We start from the raw sequence: 15634 nt of genomic DNA on the forward strand, positions 1-15634 counted from the left end.
TACGTTATTGGTTTTGGCAGGGCTGTGGATAACGTGCCTTGCGCTCCAGGTCATCGAGGTCGATGTGGTTGCGCATGTACTGTTGGCTGGCGTCGACCAGCGGCTGGTGGTCCCAGCTCTTGAGCGTGCCTTGGGCCAGCGCGTCGGCGACGAATCGACGGCGGCGCTGGCTGGCGAGTACCTGTTGGTGGATCGCCGGCATGTCCCACTTGGCGCGGGCCTCTGTGAGAAAAGCGCTGAACAGGTGGCGATGTGGCGGCGATTGGCTGAGTTCTTGCTGTTCGTGGGGGTCGTTGTGCACATCGAACAGCAGGCACGGATCGTCCTCGCTGTAGATGAACTTGTAGGCGCCCCGGCGAATCATCATCAGCGGGCTGACGGTGCCTTCGGCCATGTACTCGCCGAACACCTCGTCATGGCCGCCCTGCCCTTGCAGGTGTGGGACCAGTGAGCGGCCGTCGAGGGGCAAGCCGGGCTCCAGCGCGCCGCCGGCCAACTCGACGAAGGTCGGCAGCAGGTCGGCGGTGGAAACGGCGGCGCTGACCCGCCCAGCGGCGAATTGCCCCGGCGCGCTGACCAGCAGCGGTACCCGGGCGGCCATTTCGAACCAGTGCATTTTGTACCAGAGGCCACGCTCGCCGAGCATGTCGCCGTGATCGCCGGAGAAGACGATGATGGTGTCGTCCATCAGCCCGGTTTCTTCGAGGGTTTGCAGGAGTTTGCCGACGTTGGCGTCGATATAGCTGCACGCGCCAAAGTAGGCACGACGGGCGTCACGAATCTTATCCACAGGCAGCGGCTTGTCCCACAGGTCATACACCTTGAGCAGGCGTTGTGAGTGGGGATCGAGGCTTTCCTGGGCCGGGGTTGCAGGCAATGGGATGTCGTTGTCGTCGTACAAATCCCAGAAGGCCTTGGGAATGGTGTACGGATCGTGTGGGTGAGTCATCGATACCGTCAGGCAAAACGGCCGGTCGCCGTCTTCGCGGATGTGGTCGAACAGGTACTGCTGGGCCTTGAACACCACCTCTTCGTCGAAATCCAGTTGGTTGGTGCGTACGCAGGGTCCGGCTTGCAGCACCGAGGACATGTTGTGGTACCAACTGGGCCGCACGTGCGGTTCGTCCCAGTTCACGGCCCAGCCGTAGTCGGCCGGGTAGATATCGCTGGTCAGGCGTTCTTCGTAGCCGTGCAGTTGGTCCGGGCCGCAGAAGTGCATCTTGCCCGACAGCGCGGTGCGGTAGCCTAGGCGCCGCAAGTAGTGGGCATAGGTCGGTACATCAGCGGGGAAATCCGCGGCGTTGTCGTAGGCGCCGATCTTGCTCGGCAACTGGCCACTGACCAGGGTGAAGCGCGACGGCGCACACAGTGGGCTGTTGCAGTACGCGGCCTCGAACACCACGCCTTGGGCGGCGAGGCGGCTCAGGTTAGGCAGCTTGATCGGCGAAGCGCCATAGAACGGCAGCAAGGGGGCGGCCATTTGATCGGCCATGATGAAAAGAATGTTCTTGCGCTTCATGTGATCGCGGCATTCCATAGTGAGCAGTTATGCGAAGGTGCTGCGATCGAGGATGTCGCCCGTACCCTTCGTGGTAAAGCCCATGCCCGGCAATGACTAGGATAAGTACTGCTTATGTATGACGCCCTTGGCGATTTGTCCCTGGACCTGCTGCGTACCTTTGAGGCCGCGGCACGCCAGCGCAGTTTCACCGCCGCGGCGGCGGAGCTGGGCACCACTCAGCCGGCGGTCAGCCAGCAGCTCAAGCGGCTGGAGGAACAGCTGGGCACGCGCCTGTTCGACCGCATCTACCGAGGCATCGAGCTGACCGAGGCCGGCGCGATCCTGTTCGAACAGGTCCAGGCCGGGTTGCAGAGCATCGACGCCGGGTTGGCGGCCATCAGCGCCCAGCACCAGCACGAGGTGTTGCAGGTGGCCACCGACTTTGCCTTCGCCGCCTACTGGCTGATGCCACGCCTGCACCGGTTTCACGAGGCCAATCCGCAGGTGGACGTCAGCCTGGTCACCAGCGAACGCAACCACACCATGCTGCGCACCGACATCGATGTCGCGGTGTTGTTTGGCGATGGTCGTTTCAAGCAGGGCGAGAGCCGCTGGTTGTTCAGCGAAGAGGTGTTCCCGGTGTGCAGCCCGCTGCTGCTCAAGGGGCGCCCGCTGCCCCTGCCCGCCCAGGCCTTGCAGGCGTTGCCGCTGCTGCATCTGCGCGGGGAAAACAGCAGCCATTGGTTCGATTGGAGTGGGGTGTTCCGCACCTTGGGCATCACCGCCGCGCCGGCGCCCGGCCAGTTGCGGTTCGACAACTACACGCTGTTGATTCAAGCCGCCATCGGCGGCCAGGGTGTGGCCATCGGCTGGCGCCACCTTGTGGATAACTTGTTGGCGCAGGGGTTGTTGTGCCGGCCGATCAGCGAGACGACGATGTCGAGCTTTGGCTATTACGTGGTCTTGCCCCAGCGCAAGCGCCGCAGTGCGTTGATCCAGCAGTTCGTCGACTGGCTGATGGCCGAGCAAGCCAGCAGCGCCGACACGTTGACGGGCTTGGTCCTGCCCTCGATTGCGGTGTAGCGTTGCGGCTTGGCAACCCGTCCACGAGAACGTTATGCAACGAATCAAGGGCTATCACGCCCACGTATATTTTGATGCGAACAGCATCGATCAGGCGCGTAGCTTGTGCGAACAGGCGGCGAAGTTGTTTGCGCTGCGGATGGGGCGAGTGCATGAGCGGCCTGTCGGCCCGCACCCGGACTGGAGCTGCCAGCTGGCGTTCGAGCCGCAATACCTGGGGGTGGTGTTGCCGTGGTTGGCGCTTAATCGCAAGGGCCTGGTGGTGTTCCTGCACCCCGACACCGGCGATGACCTCGCGGATCACACCGACCATGCGATCTGGATGGGCGCCATCCGGCCACTGGATTTGTCGGTGTTTTGAGCCGATTGAGATCGCAGGTGTCGCACAAAACCTACTGTGGGAGCGGGCTTGCTCGCGAAAGCGGCGTGTCAGGCAACATCAAAGTCGACTGACGCGGCCTCTTCGCGAGCAAGCCCGCTCCCACAGAGGTATTGGTGTGTCTTAGCCAATCCGTGCGTTACGCACACCTTCGGACAACGCCGAGCACAGGCCCAGTACGCCATCGATGGCTTGCGCGGGCGTGGTGGCGTTGGCGATGTGGTCGATCAGTGCCGAGCCCACCACCACACCGTCCGCCAGGCGGGCGATGGACGCCGCTTGTTCCGGGGTGCGGATGCCGAAGCCGATGCTGATCGGCAGTGTCGTGTGGCGGCGCAAGCGGGCCACGGCTTCTTCGACGTGTTCCAGTGTCGCGGTACCGGCGCCGGTCACGCCGGCCACCGAGACGTAGTACACGAAGCCGGAGCTGCCGTTGAGCACGGTCGGCAGGCGCACGTCATCGGTGGTCGGGGTGGTCAGGCGGATGAAGTCGATGCCAGCGGCCTGTGCCGGATCGCACAGCTCGCTGTTGTGCTCGGGTGGCATGTCGACCACGATCAGGCCGTCGACACCGGCCTCGAGCGCATCGGCGATAAAGCGCGGTACGCCGTAGTGGTGGATCGGGTTGAAGTAGCCCATCAGCACCAGCGGTGTGTCGCTGTTGCCTTCGCGGAACTGGCGCACCATCTGCAGGGTTTTCGCCAGGTTCTGCTTGGCGCCCAGGGCGCGGATGTTGGCCAGTTGAATGGCTGGGCCATCGGCCATCGGGTCGGTGAAGGGCATGCCCAACTCGATGACGTCGGCGCCGGCACCGGGCAGGCCCTTGAGGATCGCCAGCGCCGTGTCGTAGTCCGGGTCGCCAGCCGTGACAAAGGTCACCAGGGCGGCGCGGTTTTGTTCTTTAAGCTGGGCAAAGCGCGTTTGCAGGCGGCTCATCAGTGTTTCTCCTGCTGGGACTGTTGCATATGGTGCATCACGGTCTGCATGTCTTTGTCGCCACGGCCCGACAGGTTGACCACCATCAGGTGATCCTTGGGCAAGGTCGGTGCGCGCTTGAACACTTCGGCCAGGGCGTGGGCGCTTTCCAGGGCAGGAATGATCCCTTCCAGGCGGCAGCACTTGTGGAACGCGTCGAGGGCTTCGTCATCGGTCACCGAGGTGTACTGGACGCGACCGATGTCGTGCAACCAGGCGTGTTCCGGGCCGATACCCGGGTAGTCGAGGCCGGCGGAGATCGAGTGGGCGTCGATGATCTGGCCATCGTCGTCCTGCAGCAGGAAGGTCCGGTTGCCGTGCAGCACGCCCGGCACGCCGCCGTTCAGGCTGGCCGCGTGCTTGCCGGTCTCGATGCCGTAGCCGGCGGCTTCGACGCCGATGATGTCGACGCTGGTGTCATCGAGGAACGGGTGGAACAGGCCCATGGCGTTGGAACCGCCGCCGATGCACGCCACCAGGCTGTCCGGCAGGCGGCCTTCCTGGGCGTGCAGTTGATCGCGGGTTTCCTTGCCAATCACCGCCTGGAAGTCGCGGACCATCGCCGGGTACGGGTGTGGACCGGCCACGGTGCCGATCAGGTAGAAGGTGCTGTCGACGTTGGTCACCCAGTCGCGCAGGGCTTCGTTCATCGCGTCCTTGAGGGTGCCGGTGCCGGCCACCACCGGGATCACTTCGGCGCCCAGCAGCTTCATGCGAAATACGTTGGCCTGCTGGCGCTCGATGTCGGTGGTGCCCATGTAGATCACGCAATCGAGGCCAAAGCGCGCGGCCACGGTGGCGGTGGCCACGCCGTGCATGCCGGCGCCGGTCTCGGCGATGATGCGTTTCTTGCCCATGCGCCGGGCCAACAGGATCTGGCCGATGCAGTTGTTGATCTTGTGCGCGCCGGTGTGGTTCAGCTCTTCACGCTTGAGGTAGATCTTGGCGCCGCCGCAGAACTCGGTCAGGCGCTCGGCGAAGTACAGCGGGCTTGGGCGTCCGACGTAATCGCGTTGGAAGTAGGCCAATTCTTCATTGAAGGCAGGGTCGATCTTGGCCGCTTCGTATTCGCGGGCCAGGTCGAGGATCAGCGGCATCAGGGTTTCGGCGACGTAGCGGCCGCCGAACGCGCCAAACAGGCCGTTGGCATCAGGGCCGTTGCGCAGATGAGTCTGGGTCATGGGGCGCTCCCGTTGAGTGCATGAAGTGACAATGGCGCCCACTCTACCCCTGACGCGGTGGACTGAAAACCGATAAGATCGCCGCAACCTGTCAGGAAAACTCACAGATCCCATGAGCCACGACCTTCCCCCGCTCAACGCCCTGCGCGCCTTCGAAGCCACTGCCCGCCTGAACAGCGTCAGCCAGGCGGCAGAACAACTGCACGTGACCCACGGGGCCGTCAGCCGGCAATTGAAAGTGCTGGAAGAACACCTGGGCGTGAGCCTGTTCGTTAAGGATGGACGCGGCCTTAAACTCACAGATGCCGGCGTGCGCCTGCGTGATGCCAGCAGCGAGGCGTTCGAGCGCCTGCGCACCGTCTGCGCTGAGCTGACCCAGGTGCACGCCGATGCGCCGTTCGTGCTCGGTTGCTCCGGCAGCTTGCTGGCCCGCTGGTTCATTCCGCGCCTGGGGCGGCTCAATGCCGACTTGCCGGACCTGCGCCTGCACTTGTCGGCGGGCGAAGGCGATCTCGACCCGCGTCGTCCGGGGTTGGATGCCCTGCTGGTGTTCGCCGAGCCGCCGTGGCCCGCGGACATGCAGGTGTATGAATTGACCAGCGAATGTATCGGCCCGGTGCTCAGCCCGCGTTTCGCCGGTTACGAACGCCTGCGCCAGGCTCCGGCCAGCGCGTTGCTCGGCGAACCCTTGCTGCACACCACGTCCCGGCCACAAGCCTGGCCGAGCTGGGCACGGCAAAACCACCTCGACGCGGCGGGGCTGACGTTCGGTCAGGGCTTTGAGCATTTGTATTACTTGCTGGAGGCGGCGGTGGCCGGGCTCGGTGTGGCGATTGCCCCGCAGCCGTTGGTGGCCGAGGACGTGAAGGCCGGTCGCCTGGTTGCGCCGTGGGGGTTCAGTCAAACCCCGGCGCAACTGGCGTTGTGGCTACCCAAGCGCGCCGCGGACGGGCGCGCTCGGCAGTTGGCGCAGTGGCTAAAGAACGAACTGCGCCAAACCGATTAATCGCCGCGTTTGCACAGCAAGTAAGCGGCCAGCAAGCCCAGGGCACCCACGGCGACCCCAGCGGTGGTCCAGGGGTGTTCCTGGGCGTAGTCGCGGGTGGCGATCCCGGTCTCACGGGTCTTCACTTTGACTTCTTCATAGGCATCGCTGAGCAGGTGGCGCGAGTGTTTCAGCGCGTTCTCGGCGTTGCTTTTGAGGTTCTTGAGGGTTTTCAGCGACTCGTCCGAGGCGTCACTCTTCAAGCTTTCCAGCGACTTGAGCAGGCTCTCGATCTCGGCTTCCATGCTTTGCAATGAGGCTTTACGTAAAGAAGTGTTGGCCATGATGGCTCTCCTGCATTGATTGAGTGGCGTGTGAAGGTTGGGACTGCGGGGGGTCTGGAAAGTGCAGTCGATCTGCGCTTTTCACGCGGCAAGACTTCTTTGGGATCGCTGCTAGGCTCTAGGAACACCTAGCAGGAGAGCGCCATGACTGACCATCACACCTACAAAAAAGTCGAGCTGGTGGGCTCATCCCCGACCAGCATAGAAGAAGCCATCAACAATGCCTTGACCGAGGCCGGTAAAAGCATCAAACACATGGAGTGGTTCGAAGTCACCGAGACCCGTGGGCATATCAAGGACGGCAAGGCCGCGCACTTTCAGGTGACGCTCAAGGTGGGCTTTCGGATTGCCAATAGCTGACATTACGCTAGGCTGATGAACGTGTGCGCTGGCTGATTGCCATAGGAGATGGCAAAGCGCTATTGAGTCCTGGCAGCAGATGCCCGGATGCTTATCCTTTTGATCGACCAGGGAATGTGAGCGATGAAGAAGTTGATTCTGGCTGTAGGTTTATTGAGCCTGGCGGGCACAGCCCTTGCCGCCGGCAAGTCGTGCGATGTGCTGGAAAAGGAAATCAAGGACAAGCTTGAAGCCAAAGGCGTCCACGGCTACTCGCTGCAGATTGTCGATAAGGCCAGCAACACCGGTACCGATGGCAAGACCGTCGGCACCTGCGACGCGGGTAAGAAAGAAATCGTCTACAAGCGCAAATAAGCGCCAGTGACCCTTAAGCCGACGCCAAGGCGTCGGCTTTTTTGTGGGCGCAGTTCAGCCCTTCATCACCTGGGCCAGCAGTTCGTAGGAATGCAGGCGGTCGGCATGTTCGTACAGGTCGCAGGTGAAGATCAGCTCATCGGCGCCGGTCTGTTCGATCAGGACGTCGAGCTTGGCGCGGATCTTCGCCGGACTGCCGACCATGGCCAGCCCGAGGAAATCGCCCACCGCTTGTTTCTCGTGCGGTAGCCACAGGCCGTCCATGGTGTCCACTGGCGGACGCTGGACCAGGCTCTGGCCACGCATCAGCGCGAGGATCCGCTGGTACACCGAGGTGGCCAGGTAGTCAGCCTGCTCATCGGTATCGGCCGCCACCAACGGCACACCGAGCATCACATACGGCTTATCCAGTACGGCCGAAGGCTTGAAGTGGTTGCGGTAGACGCGAATCGCTTCATGCATGTAGCGCGGTGCGAAATGTGAGGCAAAGGCGTAGGGCAAGCCGCGTTCCCCGGCCAGTTGTGCACTGAACAGGCTGGAACCCAGCAGCCAGACCGGGACGTTGGTGCCCGTGCCGGGCATGGCAATGATCCGTTGGTCGGGGGTGCGTGGGCCGAGGTAGCGCAGCAGTTCGCTGACGTCCTCGGGGAAATCGTCGGCGCTGCCGGAGCGTTCACGGCGCAAGGCGCGGGCGGTCATCTGGTCGGAGCCGGGTGCCCGGCCGAGGCCCAGGTCGATGCGGCCAGGGTAAAGGCTTTCCAGGGTGCCGAACTGCTCGGCGATCACCAGTGGCGCATGGTTGGGCAGCATCACGCCACCGGAACCGACCCGAATGGTCGACGTGCCACCGGCCAGATAGCCCAGCAGCACCGAGGTGGCAGAGCTGGCGATGCCGTCCATGTTGTGGTGCTCGGCGACCCAGAAACGGGTGTAGCCCCATTGTTCGACATGTTGCGCCAGGTCCAGGGAGTTGCGCAGCGACTGCGCGGGGCTGCCATTCTCGCGTACGGGCACGAGGTCCAGGGTCGAGAACTTGATATCGGACAGTGGTTTCATGAGCCTGCTTCTCCAATGGGGGTACGCAGGCTTTTCTTACGAGCGAAAACCTGCCGAATGCGTAAGCGTGCTTCATCAATGTGGGCATATACCCGAGTTTCAATAGCCAGCGTGAAATTGGCTACCAGATAAACGGTTCTGTCCGACAAGCTGAACGTTTCTTGACCTTCTATCCTCAGAGTTCCTAGTACCCGCGAACCCGTATTTCGAGGAGGCACAGATGAGCATCAAGAAGAAGGCATCGGCACATTGGGAAGGTGACCTGAAAACCGGCATCGGTTCGATTTCCACTGAAACCGGGGTGCTCAGGGACGCACCCTACGGCTTCAAGGCGCGTTTCGAGGGTGGCAAGGGCACCAACCCGGAAGAGTTGATCGGTGCGGCCCATGCGGGGTGTTTCTCCATGGCCTTGTCGCTGATTCTCGGGGAAGCCGGGCTCAAGGCCGACAGCATCGATACCCAGGCCGAGGTAACGCTGGATCAAGTCGATGGCGGTTTTGCGATCACCGCGGTGCACTTGATCCTCAAGGCCAAGATCCCCGGCGCCAACCAGCAGCAGTTCGACGCCCTCAGTAACCAGGCCAAGCAAGGTTGCCCGGTGTCCAAGGTGTTGAACGCTAAAATCAGCCTGGATGCGACGCTCGTGGGGTGATCGCGCTACAAAGCGCAGCTCCCCGGGCAAAATTGTGGTCGAATCAGTGACCGCAGCTGTAGCGTATGTCCGTACGCGCTGCCTCAAGGGAGCTTCAACCATGAAACGTCTTGTTTTGGCGGCTATCTGCAGTGCCCTGGCCACCTCGGTCCTGGCTGCCCCCAAACCCTGTGAAGAACTCAAGGCCGAGATCGAAGCGAAGATCCAGGCCAATAACGTGTCGTCCTACACGCTGGAGATTGTCAGCAATGAGGACGTGCACGACCAGAATATGGTGGTTGGCAGTTGCGATTTCGGCACCAAGAAAATCATCTACCAGAAGAACGACAGCTGATCGGCCCTACGGCACGCAGTTGACCTGGCGTTCTTCGGCGACGACCTCGCGCTTGGCGTTGTACAGCCGGGCGCTGGGGGTGAAGGCCAGCGAGCGGGCTTCGAGCCGGTAGCGCTGGCCCGCTTCGAAGTGCGCAAAAGGAATGGTCATGTAGCACAGCCGCTCCTGCGGGTCGGTGTTCATGCCCATGCCCCCGCCGAACACCTCGAAGTCAAAGCGCACCATCAGCTCATGACTGCCCGGCGGGACCTGGAAGAACCGTCCGTCGCGTTGCGGTTGGTTGTCCAGACGCTCGGCCATCAGCACTTTGCCGCCCGGCGAGGGCATGGCGAAATCGACCCAGGCCATCTGTGGATTGACCTCAGGCAAGGGACTGGCACACGCGGCCAGTGAACTGATGGGCAGCAACAGCAAATACGTGCGCATGATGAATTTCCAAAGGGGCATACATCAAGCATAGCGTCGATCACGTGCGCTGGCAGCCTGCCGGCTTGGCCTGGCCGACGACTTTTCGCTGCTCGTCATACAGTTTTGCCCACGGCCGAAAGCCGATGTTTCCCGCGTGCAACTGATAACGCTGGCCGGCATTGAAGTCGCTGAATTTTACGTTCAACTGACAATCGCGCCACAGTGGTTCTGCGTTCGGGCCGATGTCGGTGGGCTGTACGGCGAATTGGTAGCGCACCGTCAGCTCATGGCTGCCCGGCTCGACTTGAAAGTAGCGCTTGTCGCTGGTGGCCTTGTCATCGACCTCCAGTGCTTGCAGCGCGGTGTCCTGGGGATGAGGGGCAAGGTCGATCCAGGCTTGGCGTGGGTCGGGTTGCGGCAGTCCAGCGCAGCCGCCCAGTATGAGCAGGCCGCCAGTCAGTAGTAACACGCGCATAGCGAAGCTCCAGTCAGCGAGATAGTCTTGCGAGCAGACTCCCCAAGGATGTGTTGATGTGATCAGGCTGCTTCCAAGCCATCGGTTACTTGATCGCGTTTTACGCGTTTTGTTTCCGATGACCGTGCTTTTGCTGCTCAACGGTTGTACCAGCGTCCGTTACTACAGCCAGTTGGCCGAGGGTCAGTTGCAGTTGCTGCGCTCGCGCACCCCAGTGAGCGAGGCGATTGCCGATCCGGGCCGCGATGCCACGTTGCGTGCCCATCTGGCCCAGTCGCAAAAGGCCCGGGATTTCGCCAGCCAGCACCTGCACCTGCCGGACAACCGGAGTTATCGGGTGTACGCCGACATTGGCCGTCCCTACGTGGTGTGGAATGTGTTCGCCACCGAGGAATTTTCCCTTACGGCGCAGACCCATTGCTTCCCGATTGCCGGGTGCGTGGCCTACCGCGGTTACTACAGCCTGGGGGCCGCGCGGGGGGCGGCGGCTTTGCAGCGCCTGCAGGGCATGGATGTGTCGGTCAGCGGTGTCGAGGCCTACTCAACCCTGGGCTGGTTTGATGATCCGATCATGAGTTCGATGCTGGGCTGGGGCGATGAACGCCTGGCGACGCTGATCTTTCACGAGTTGGCGCACCAACGGATGTATGTGAAGGACGACACCGAGTTCAACGAGTCCTACGCGACCTTTGTTGAGCGAGAAGGTACGCGGCAGTGGCGCGCCTATCGTGGCTTGCCCCCGGTGAGCGAGGCTCAGGAACACCAGCGTGAACGGTTCACCCAACTGGTGCTGGACACCCGCACACGCCTGGAAACACTCTACGCCCAACCGCTGCCGGCCGAACCGATGCGTTCGCTCAAGGCCGCCGAATTCGAACGGCTACGCCGCGACTACCGAGCCCTGCGCGATAGCCAGTGGCCGGGTGACAAGCGGTATGACGCCTGGATCAACGCGCCGATGAACAACGCCAAGCTGCTGCCATTCGGGCTGTACGACCAATGGGTGCCAGCCTTTGCCGAAGTGTTCCGACAGGCGGGTGGCGATTGGTCGAGGTTTTTTGCGGCGGTGGAGACGCTGGGGGCGTTGCCGGTTGAACAGCGCAAGGCGGCGTTGAAAGCGTTGGCGGCGTCAGGAACGGCGTAGGCCCTTCGCGAGCAGGCTCGCTCCCACAGGGTTAGCGCAATCCTTGTGGGAGCGAGCCTGCTCGCGAAAGCGCTCCGACTAACCGCGCAAAAACGCCTGGTGCAATGCGTCCAGCGTTTCGAAGTAGTAGGCCGGTTGCTCAGCGCTCAATTCTTCAACGCTGCCAAAGCCATAGCCCACCGCCGCCGCGTCCAGGCCGTTGCGCTGGGCGCCGATCAGGTCGTGCTTGCGGTCGCCGATCATCAGGGTGCTGCTGGGGTCCAGCCCTTCTGCGGCCATCAGGTGGGCGATCAATTCGACTTTATCGGTGCGGGTGCCGTCCAGTTCGCTGCCGTAGATCACCTTGAAGTACGGGTCGAAGTCGAAGTGCCGGGCGATCTCCCGGGCGTAGATCCACGGCTTGGAGGTGGCGATGTACAGGTGCCGACCCTGGTCACGCAGGGTATCCAGCAACGGTTTGACGCCGTCGAACACCCGGTTTTCATAGAGCCCGGTGACCTTGAAGCGCTCACGGTAGAAGTTCACCGCTTCCCAGGCCTTGGCCTCGTCGAAGGAGTAGAACTGCATGAAGGCTTGCAGCAACGGCGGGCCAATGAAGTGTTCGAGCTTGCCCAGGTCCGGCTCGTCGATTCCCAGCTTGGCCAAGGCAAACTGGATCGAGCGGGTGATGCCCTCGCGCGGGTCGGTCAGGGTGCCATCGAGGTCGAACAATACAGTTTGATAGTGCATGAAAATTCCCAGGTCAGAGTCAGAACGTGTCGTAGCCTTCGGCCAGGTGCAGGTCTTTGAGCTTTACGTAGTTGGCCGCGCTGTAGGTGAAAAAGGCGCGTTCCTTGTCGGTCAATGGGCGCGCTTGCTTCACCGGGCTGCCGACATACAGGAAGCCGCTCTCCAGGTGCTTGCCCGGCGGTACCAGGCTGCCGGCGCCGATGATCACGTCGTCGGCAACCACCGCGCCGTCCATGACGATGCTGCCCATGCCGATCAGGACTCGGCTGCCCACGGTGCAGCCATGCAGCATGACTTTGTGGGCGATGGTCACGTCGTCGCCGATCAGCAAGGGGAAGCCGTCGGGGTTGAACGGTCCGGCGTGGGTGATGTGCAGCACGCAGCCATCCTGCACGCTGGTGCGCTGACCAATGCGGATACGGTGCATGTCGCCACGGATCACGGTCAGGGGCCAGACCGAGCTGTCGGCGCCTATTTCAACGTCGCCGATCACCACCGCCGAGCCGTCGACAAAGGCGCCACTGCCAAGCGTGGGAGTGTGGTTCTGGTACTTGCGAAGGGACACGATAGGCTCTCTCTCTGTTGCTGATAGCTGCGGTGAGCGTCGATTGTAATTAAGATGGCCGCATGTTTCTTCCAGCCAAGGTGCCAACCGTGAGCGTGAACAACCCTCTTTTGCAGTCCTACGACCTGCCGCCGTTCTCGGCCATCCGCGCCGAACACGTGCAACCGGCCATTGAACAGATCCTCGCGGACAACCGCGCCGCCATTGCCCAGATCCTCAAGACCCAGGGCCAACAGCCCACCTGGGCTGGCCTGGTGCTGGCAATGGACGAACTCAACGATCGCCTGGGCGCCGCCTGGAGTCCGGTCAGCCACCTCAACGCCGTGTGCAACAGCGCCGAACTGCGCGAGGCGTATGAGTCCTGCCTGCCGGCCCTGAGCGCCTACGCCACCGAAATGGGCCAGAACCGTGAACTGTTCCAGGCCTTCGAAGCCCTGGCCAACAGCCCCGAGGCTGCCGGTTTCGACGTCGCACAGAAAACCATCCTCGAACACGCGCTGCGCGACTTCCGCCTGTCGGGTATCGACCTGCCCGAGGCTGAGCAACAGCGTTATGCGCAGGTGCAGAGCAAGTTGTCCGAGCTGGGCAGCCGCTTCTCCAACCAATTGCTCGACGCCACGCAGGCCTGGACCAAGCACGTCACCGACGACTCGGCCCTCGCCGGCCTGACCGATTCGGCCAAGGCCCAGATGGCCGCCGCCGCCCAAGCCAAGGGCCTGAACGGTTGGTTGATCAGCCTGGAGTTCCCCAGCTACTACGCGGTGATGACCTACGCCCACGACCGTGCGTTGCGCGAAGAAGTGTACGCCGCCTACTGCACCCGTGCGTCGGACCAGGGGCCGAATGCCGGTCAAAACGATAACGGCCCGGTGATGGAAGAGATCCTCGACCTGCGCCAGGAGCTGGCCAAGCTGTTGGGTTTCGCCAGCTTCTCCGAATTGAGCCTGGCGACCAAGATGGCCGAATCCAGCGATCAGGTGCTGGGTTTCCTACGGGACCTGGCCAAGCGCAGCAAGCCTTTCGCCGCCAAGGACCTGCAGCAACTCAAGGCCTATGCCGCCGAACAGGGTTGCCCGGACCTGCAAAGCTGGGACAGCGGCTTCTACGGTGAAAAACTCCGTGAACAGCGCTACAGCGTCGCCCAGGAAACCCTGCGCGCCTACTTCCCCATCGATAAAGTCCTCGGTGGCCTGTTCGCCATCGTCCAGCGCCTGTACGGCATCGAGATCGCCGAGCAGACCGGTTTCGACACCTGGCACCCGGACGTTCGCCTGTTCGAGATCAAGGAAAACGGCCAGCACGTCGGCCGCTTCTTCTTCGACCTGTATGCCCGCGCCAACAAGCGTGGCGGGGCCTGGATGGACGGCGCCCGCGACCGCCGCCGCACCGTCGATGGCGTGCTGCAAAACCCGGTGGCCAACCTGGTGTGCAACTTCACCCCGGCCGACAGCGGCAAGCCGGCGCTGCTGACCCACGACGAAGTGACCACCCTGTTCCACGAGTTCGGCCATGGCCTGCATCACCTGCTGACCCGCGTCGAGCACGCCGGGGTGTCCGGGATCAATGGCGTGGCCTGGGACGCGGTCGAGCTGCCGAGCCAGTTCATGGAGAACTGGTGCTGGGAACCCGAAGGCCTGGCGCTGATCTCGGGTCACTACGAGAGCGGCGAACCACTGCCCCAGGACCTGCTGGAGAAAATGCTCGCGGCGAAAAACTTCCAGTCCGGCCTGATGATGGTGCGCCAGCTGGAGTTCTCGCTGTTCGACTTCGAACTGCACGCCACCCATGGTGACGGTCGCAGTGTGTTGCACGTACTCGAAGGCGTGCGCGACGAGGTGTCGGTGATGCGTCCGCCGGCCTACAACCGCTTCCCCAACAGCTTCGCACACATTTTCGCGGGCGGTTACGCGGCGGGGTACTACAGCTACAAATGGGCTGAAGTGCTGTCGGCGGATGCGTTCTCCCGGTTCGAGGAAGAAGGTGTGCTCAATGCCGCCACCGGTCGCGCGTTCCGCGAGGCGATCCTGGCACGCGGCGGTTCCCAGGAGCCGATGGTGCTGTTCGTCGATTTCCGCGGACGTGCGCCGTCGATTGACGCACTCTTGCGTCACAGCGGCCTGAACGAGGGCGCGGCAGCATGAGTGAGGGGCCTGTGATTACCAAACGACGCTTTATCGCCGGGGCGGTCTGCCCGGCGTGCAGCGAGCCGGACAAATTGATGATGTGGAGCGAGGACGATGTGCCGCACCGCGTATGCGTGGCCTGCGGTTATGCGGACACGCTCAACGAACAGGGTCTGTCAGTGCCCAAGGAGTTGGGGACGCGGGTCAACGCCAGCGCGGTGAAGGTGGCGGACGCCAAGGTCCAGACCGTGCAGTTCTTTGTGAACCCGAAGCTGAAAAAGAACACGGACTGACGCCGTGATGCACGACCGGCTCCGTCAAGGAGCCGGCTTGCCTTCACTCACCGTCTTCAACCAGCTTTTCATCGAGCAGGTGGCGAACACGCTGGTGCTGCACTCGCCATTGACCAGTGCCGTGTGCAGTTTGTCGACATCGGCGCGCATCATGTAGCGAATGCTGTCCTTGAAGTGGGCACTGTCGTCGAAGCCACCTTCGGTCATTTCGCGCAACGCATCCTCTTTACTCCAACCTTGCACCACCACCCGGTACATCGCGGCCATCAGGCCGGTGCGGTCCGAGCCACGCTTGCAATGCATCAGCACCGGGCCTTTGCTCTGGCCGGTCTCGATGGCCCGCAAGGCACTCAGGACTTGGCTGTCATCCACGTGGTTGGTTTTGTAGGGCAGTTGCACCTGGGTGATACCTGGCGACGACAGCCAACTCGCGTCGGACTCGGGCAGGAACGTGATCACCGTGCGCACCTTGAGTGTCTCCAGCAGGGCGAGTGCGCCTTGATCCAGAGTGCCGCCGCGGTAGAGGGTCGGTGACATCTGGAACAGCGTGTACGGGGTTTCCAGGGGTTGTGCCCACTCACTGGGGCGAATGGTCGGGAGGGGGTCGGCCTGAACCGGGCCGAGCGCAAACAACGCCATGAACGACAGACACAGTATCGGGATGAGGCGAGGTTTCGACATTGGGCGGAGGGC

The 15634-nt window shown here is 62.6% G+C and carries 20 protein-coding genes; 10 read left to right on the forward strand and 10 right to left on the reverse strand.

Translation table 11 applies throughout. The annotated features are described in order from the left end of the window. Positions 1-4 precede the first annotated feature (4 nt). On the reverse strand, positions 5-1519 hold the full coding sequence (gene betC, locus BMW74_RS07410; protein ID WP_093415799.1) for a choline-sulfatase: 1515 nt from the start codon (positions 1517-1519) through the stop codon (positions 5-7). 114 nt (positions 1520-1633) lie between these two features. Here betC and BMW74_RS07415 point away from each other — a divergent pair, with 114 nt between their 5' ends. Both BMW74_RS07415 and BMW74_RS07420 read left to right on the forward strand, forming a co-directional pair. Next, complete coding sequence (locus tag BMW74_RS07415) at positions 1634-2584, forward strand: choline sulfate utilization transcriptional regulator (RefSeq protein ID WP_093415801.1); 951 nt, start codon at positions 1634-1636, stop codon at positions 2582-2584. A 34-nt stretch (positions 2585-2618) separates the two neighbouring features. Continuing rightward, positions 2619-2945 (forward strand): DOPA 4,5-dioxygenase family protein, encoded by a 327-nt coding sequence (locus tag BMW74_RS07420; protein ID WP_093415804.1) that lies wholly within the window; start codon positions 2619-2621, stop codon positions 2943-2945. 141 nt (positions 2946-3086) lie between these two features. Here BMW74_RS07420 and trpA read toward each other — a convergent pair whose 3' ends face one another. After that, positions 3087-3899 carry a tryptophan synthase subunit alpha gene (trpA, locus tag BMW74_RS07425; RefSeq protein ID WP_093415807.1) on the reverse strand — a complete coding sequence of 271 codons (813 nt, stop codon included), beginning with the start codon at positions 3897-3899 and terminating at the stop codon, positions 3087-3089. After that, on the reverse strand, positions 3899-5119 hold the full coding sequence (gene trpB, locus BMW74_RS07430) for a tryptophan synthase subunit beta (protein WP_093415810.1): 1221 nt from the start codon (positions 5117-5119) through the stop codon (positions 3899-3901). The genes trpA and trpB overlap by 1 nt, the downstream gene beginning before the upstream one ends. A gap of 112 nt (positions 5120-5231) precedes the next feature. Here trpB and BMW74_RS07435 point away from each other — a divergent pair, with 112 nt between their 5' ends. Beyond that, on the forward strand, positions 5232-6125 hold the full coding sequence (locus BMW74_RS07435) for a LysR family transcriptional regulator (RefSeq protein WP_093415813.1): 894 nt from the start codon (positions 5232-5234) through the stop codon (positions 6123-6125). Here the strand turns inward: BMW74_RS07435 and BMW74_RS07440 are convergent. Continuing rightward, positions 6122-6448 carry an ElaB/YgaM/YqjD family protein gene (locus BMW74_RS07440; protein WP_093415817.1) on the reverse strand — a complete coding sequence of 109 codons (327 nt, stop codon included), beginning with the start codon at positions 6446-6448 and terminating at the stop codon, positions 6122-6124. The genes BMW74_RS07435 and BMW74_RS07440 overlap by 4 nt on opposite strands. A 144-nt stretch (positions 6449-6592) precedes the next feature. On the opposite strand from BMW74_RS07440, the gene BMW74_RS07445 reads away from it, so the two are divergent. Continuing rightward, on the forward strand, positions 6593-6808 hold the full coding sequence (locus BMW74_RS07445; RefSeq protein WP_093415820.1) for a dodecin: 216 nt from the start codon (positions 6593-6595) through the stop codon (positions 6806-6808). Positions 6809-6931: 123 nt separating this feature from the next. Continuing rightward, a complete protein-coding gene (locus tag BMW74_RS07450) occupies positions 6932-7162 on the forward strand; it encodes a DUF1161 domain-containing protein (RefSeq protein ID WP_093415824.1) in 231 nt (76 codons plus the stop codon). A 54-nt stretch (positions 7163-7216) separates the two neighbouring features. Here BMW74_RS07450 and BMW74_RS07455 read toward each other — a convergent pair whose 3' ends face one another. Then, a complete protein-coding gene (locus BMW74_RS07455) occupies positions 7217-8218 on the reverse strand; it encodes an LLM class flavin-dependent oxidoreductase (protein ID WP_093415827.1) in 1002 nt (333 codons plus the stop codon). 220 nt (positions 8219-8438) lie between these two features. Between BMW74_RS07455 and BMW74_RS07460 the strand changes: the two genes are divergently transcribed. Beyond that, positions 8439-8870, forward strand: a complete 432-nt coding sequence (locus tag BMW74_RS07460) for an OsmC family protein (protein WP_093415830.1) — start codon at positions 8439-8441, stop codon at positions 8868-8870. Positions 8871-8970: 100 nt separating this feature from the next. Next, positions 8971-9204, forward strand: coding sequence for a DUF1161 domain-containing protein (locus tag BMW74_RS07465; RefSeq protein ID WP_093415833.1), 234 nt, complete (start codon positions 8971-8973; stop codon positions 9202-9204). 6 nt (positions 9205-9210) lie between these two features. Here the strand turns inward: BMW74_RS07465 and BMW74_RS07470 are convergent, their stop codons facing one another. Both BMW74_RS07470 and BMW74_RS07475 read right to left on the reverse strand, forming a co-directional pair. Beyond that, positions 9211-9630, reverse strand: a complete 420-nt coding sequence (locus tag BMW74_RS07470; protein WP_093415836.1) for a PA0061/PA0062 family lipoprotein — start codon at positions 9628-9630, stop codon at positions 9211-9213. A gap of 40 nt (positions 9631-9670) precedes the next feature. Continuing rightward, the gene (locus tag BMW74_RS07475) at positions 9671-10087 is read right to left on the reverse strand and encodes a PA0061/PA0062 family lipoprotein (RefSeq protein WP_093415839.1); all 417 of its coding nucleotides are present in this window, start codon (positions 10085-10087) and stop codon (positions 9671-9673) included. A 58-nt stretch (positions 10088-10145) separates the two neighbouring features. Here BMW74_RS07475 and BMW74_RS07480 point away from each other — a divergent pair, with 58 nt between their 5' ends. Then, the gene (locus tag BMW74_RS07480) at positions 10146-11231 is read left to right on the forward strand and encodes an aminopeptidase (protein WP_093415842.1); all 1086 of its coding nucleotides are present in this window, start codon (positions 10146-10148) and stop codon (positions 11229-11231) included. 78 nt (positions 11232-11309) lie between these two features. Here BMW74_RS07480 and BMW74_RS07485 read toward each other — a convergent pair whose 3' ends face one another. Next, entirely contained in the window at positions 11310-11960 is a 651-nt protein-coding gene (locus BMW74_RS07485; protein ID WP_093415844.1) for an HAD family hydrolase, read from the reverse strand. Between the two features lie 19 nt (positions 11961-11979). Continuing rightward, positions 11980-12525 (reverse strand): gamma carbonic anhydrase family protein, encoded by a 546-nt coding sequence (locus BMW74_RS07490; RefSeq protein ID WP_093415847.1) that lies wholly within the window; start codon positions 12523-12525, stop codon positions 11980-11982. A gap of 62 nt (positions 12526-12587) precedes the next feature. Here BMW74_RS07490 and prlC point away from each other — a divergent pair, with 62 nt between their 5' ends. After that, positions 12588-14666 (forward strand): oligopeptidase A, encoded by a 2079-nt coding sequence (gene prlC, locus BMW74_RS07495; protein ID WP_175479165.1) that lies wholly within the window; start codon positions 12588-12590, stop codon positions 14664-14666. Then, complete coding sequence (locus BMW74_RS07500) at positions 14663-14941, forward strand: YheV family putative zinc ribbon protein (RefSeq protein WP_093415850.1); 279 nt, start codon at positions 14663-14665, stop codon at positions 14939-14941. The genes prlC and BMW74_RS07500 overlap by 4 nt, the downstream gene beginning before the upstream one ends. Positions 14942-14965: 24 nt before the next feature. On the opposite strand, the gene BMW74_RS07505 is transcribed toward BMW74_RS07500, so the two are convergent. Further along, positions 14966-15622, reverse strand: coding sequence for a phosphatase domain-containing protein (locus BMW74_RS07505; protein ID WP_093415853.1), 657 nt, complete (start codon positions 15620-15622; stop codon positions 14966-14968). Positions 15623-15634: the final 12 nt, after the last annotated feature.

This window comes from Pseudomonas sp. ok272, assembly GCF_900109995.1.
Lineage (GTDB): Bacteria > Pseudomonadota > Gammaproteobacteria > Pseudomonadales > Pseudomonadaceae > Aquipseudomonas.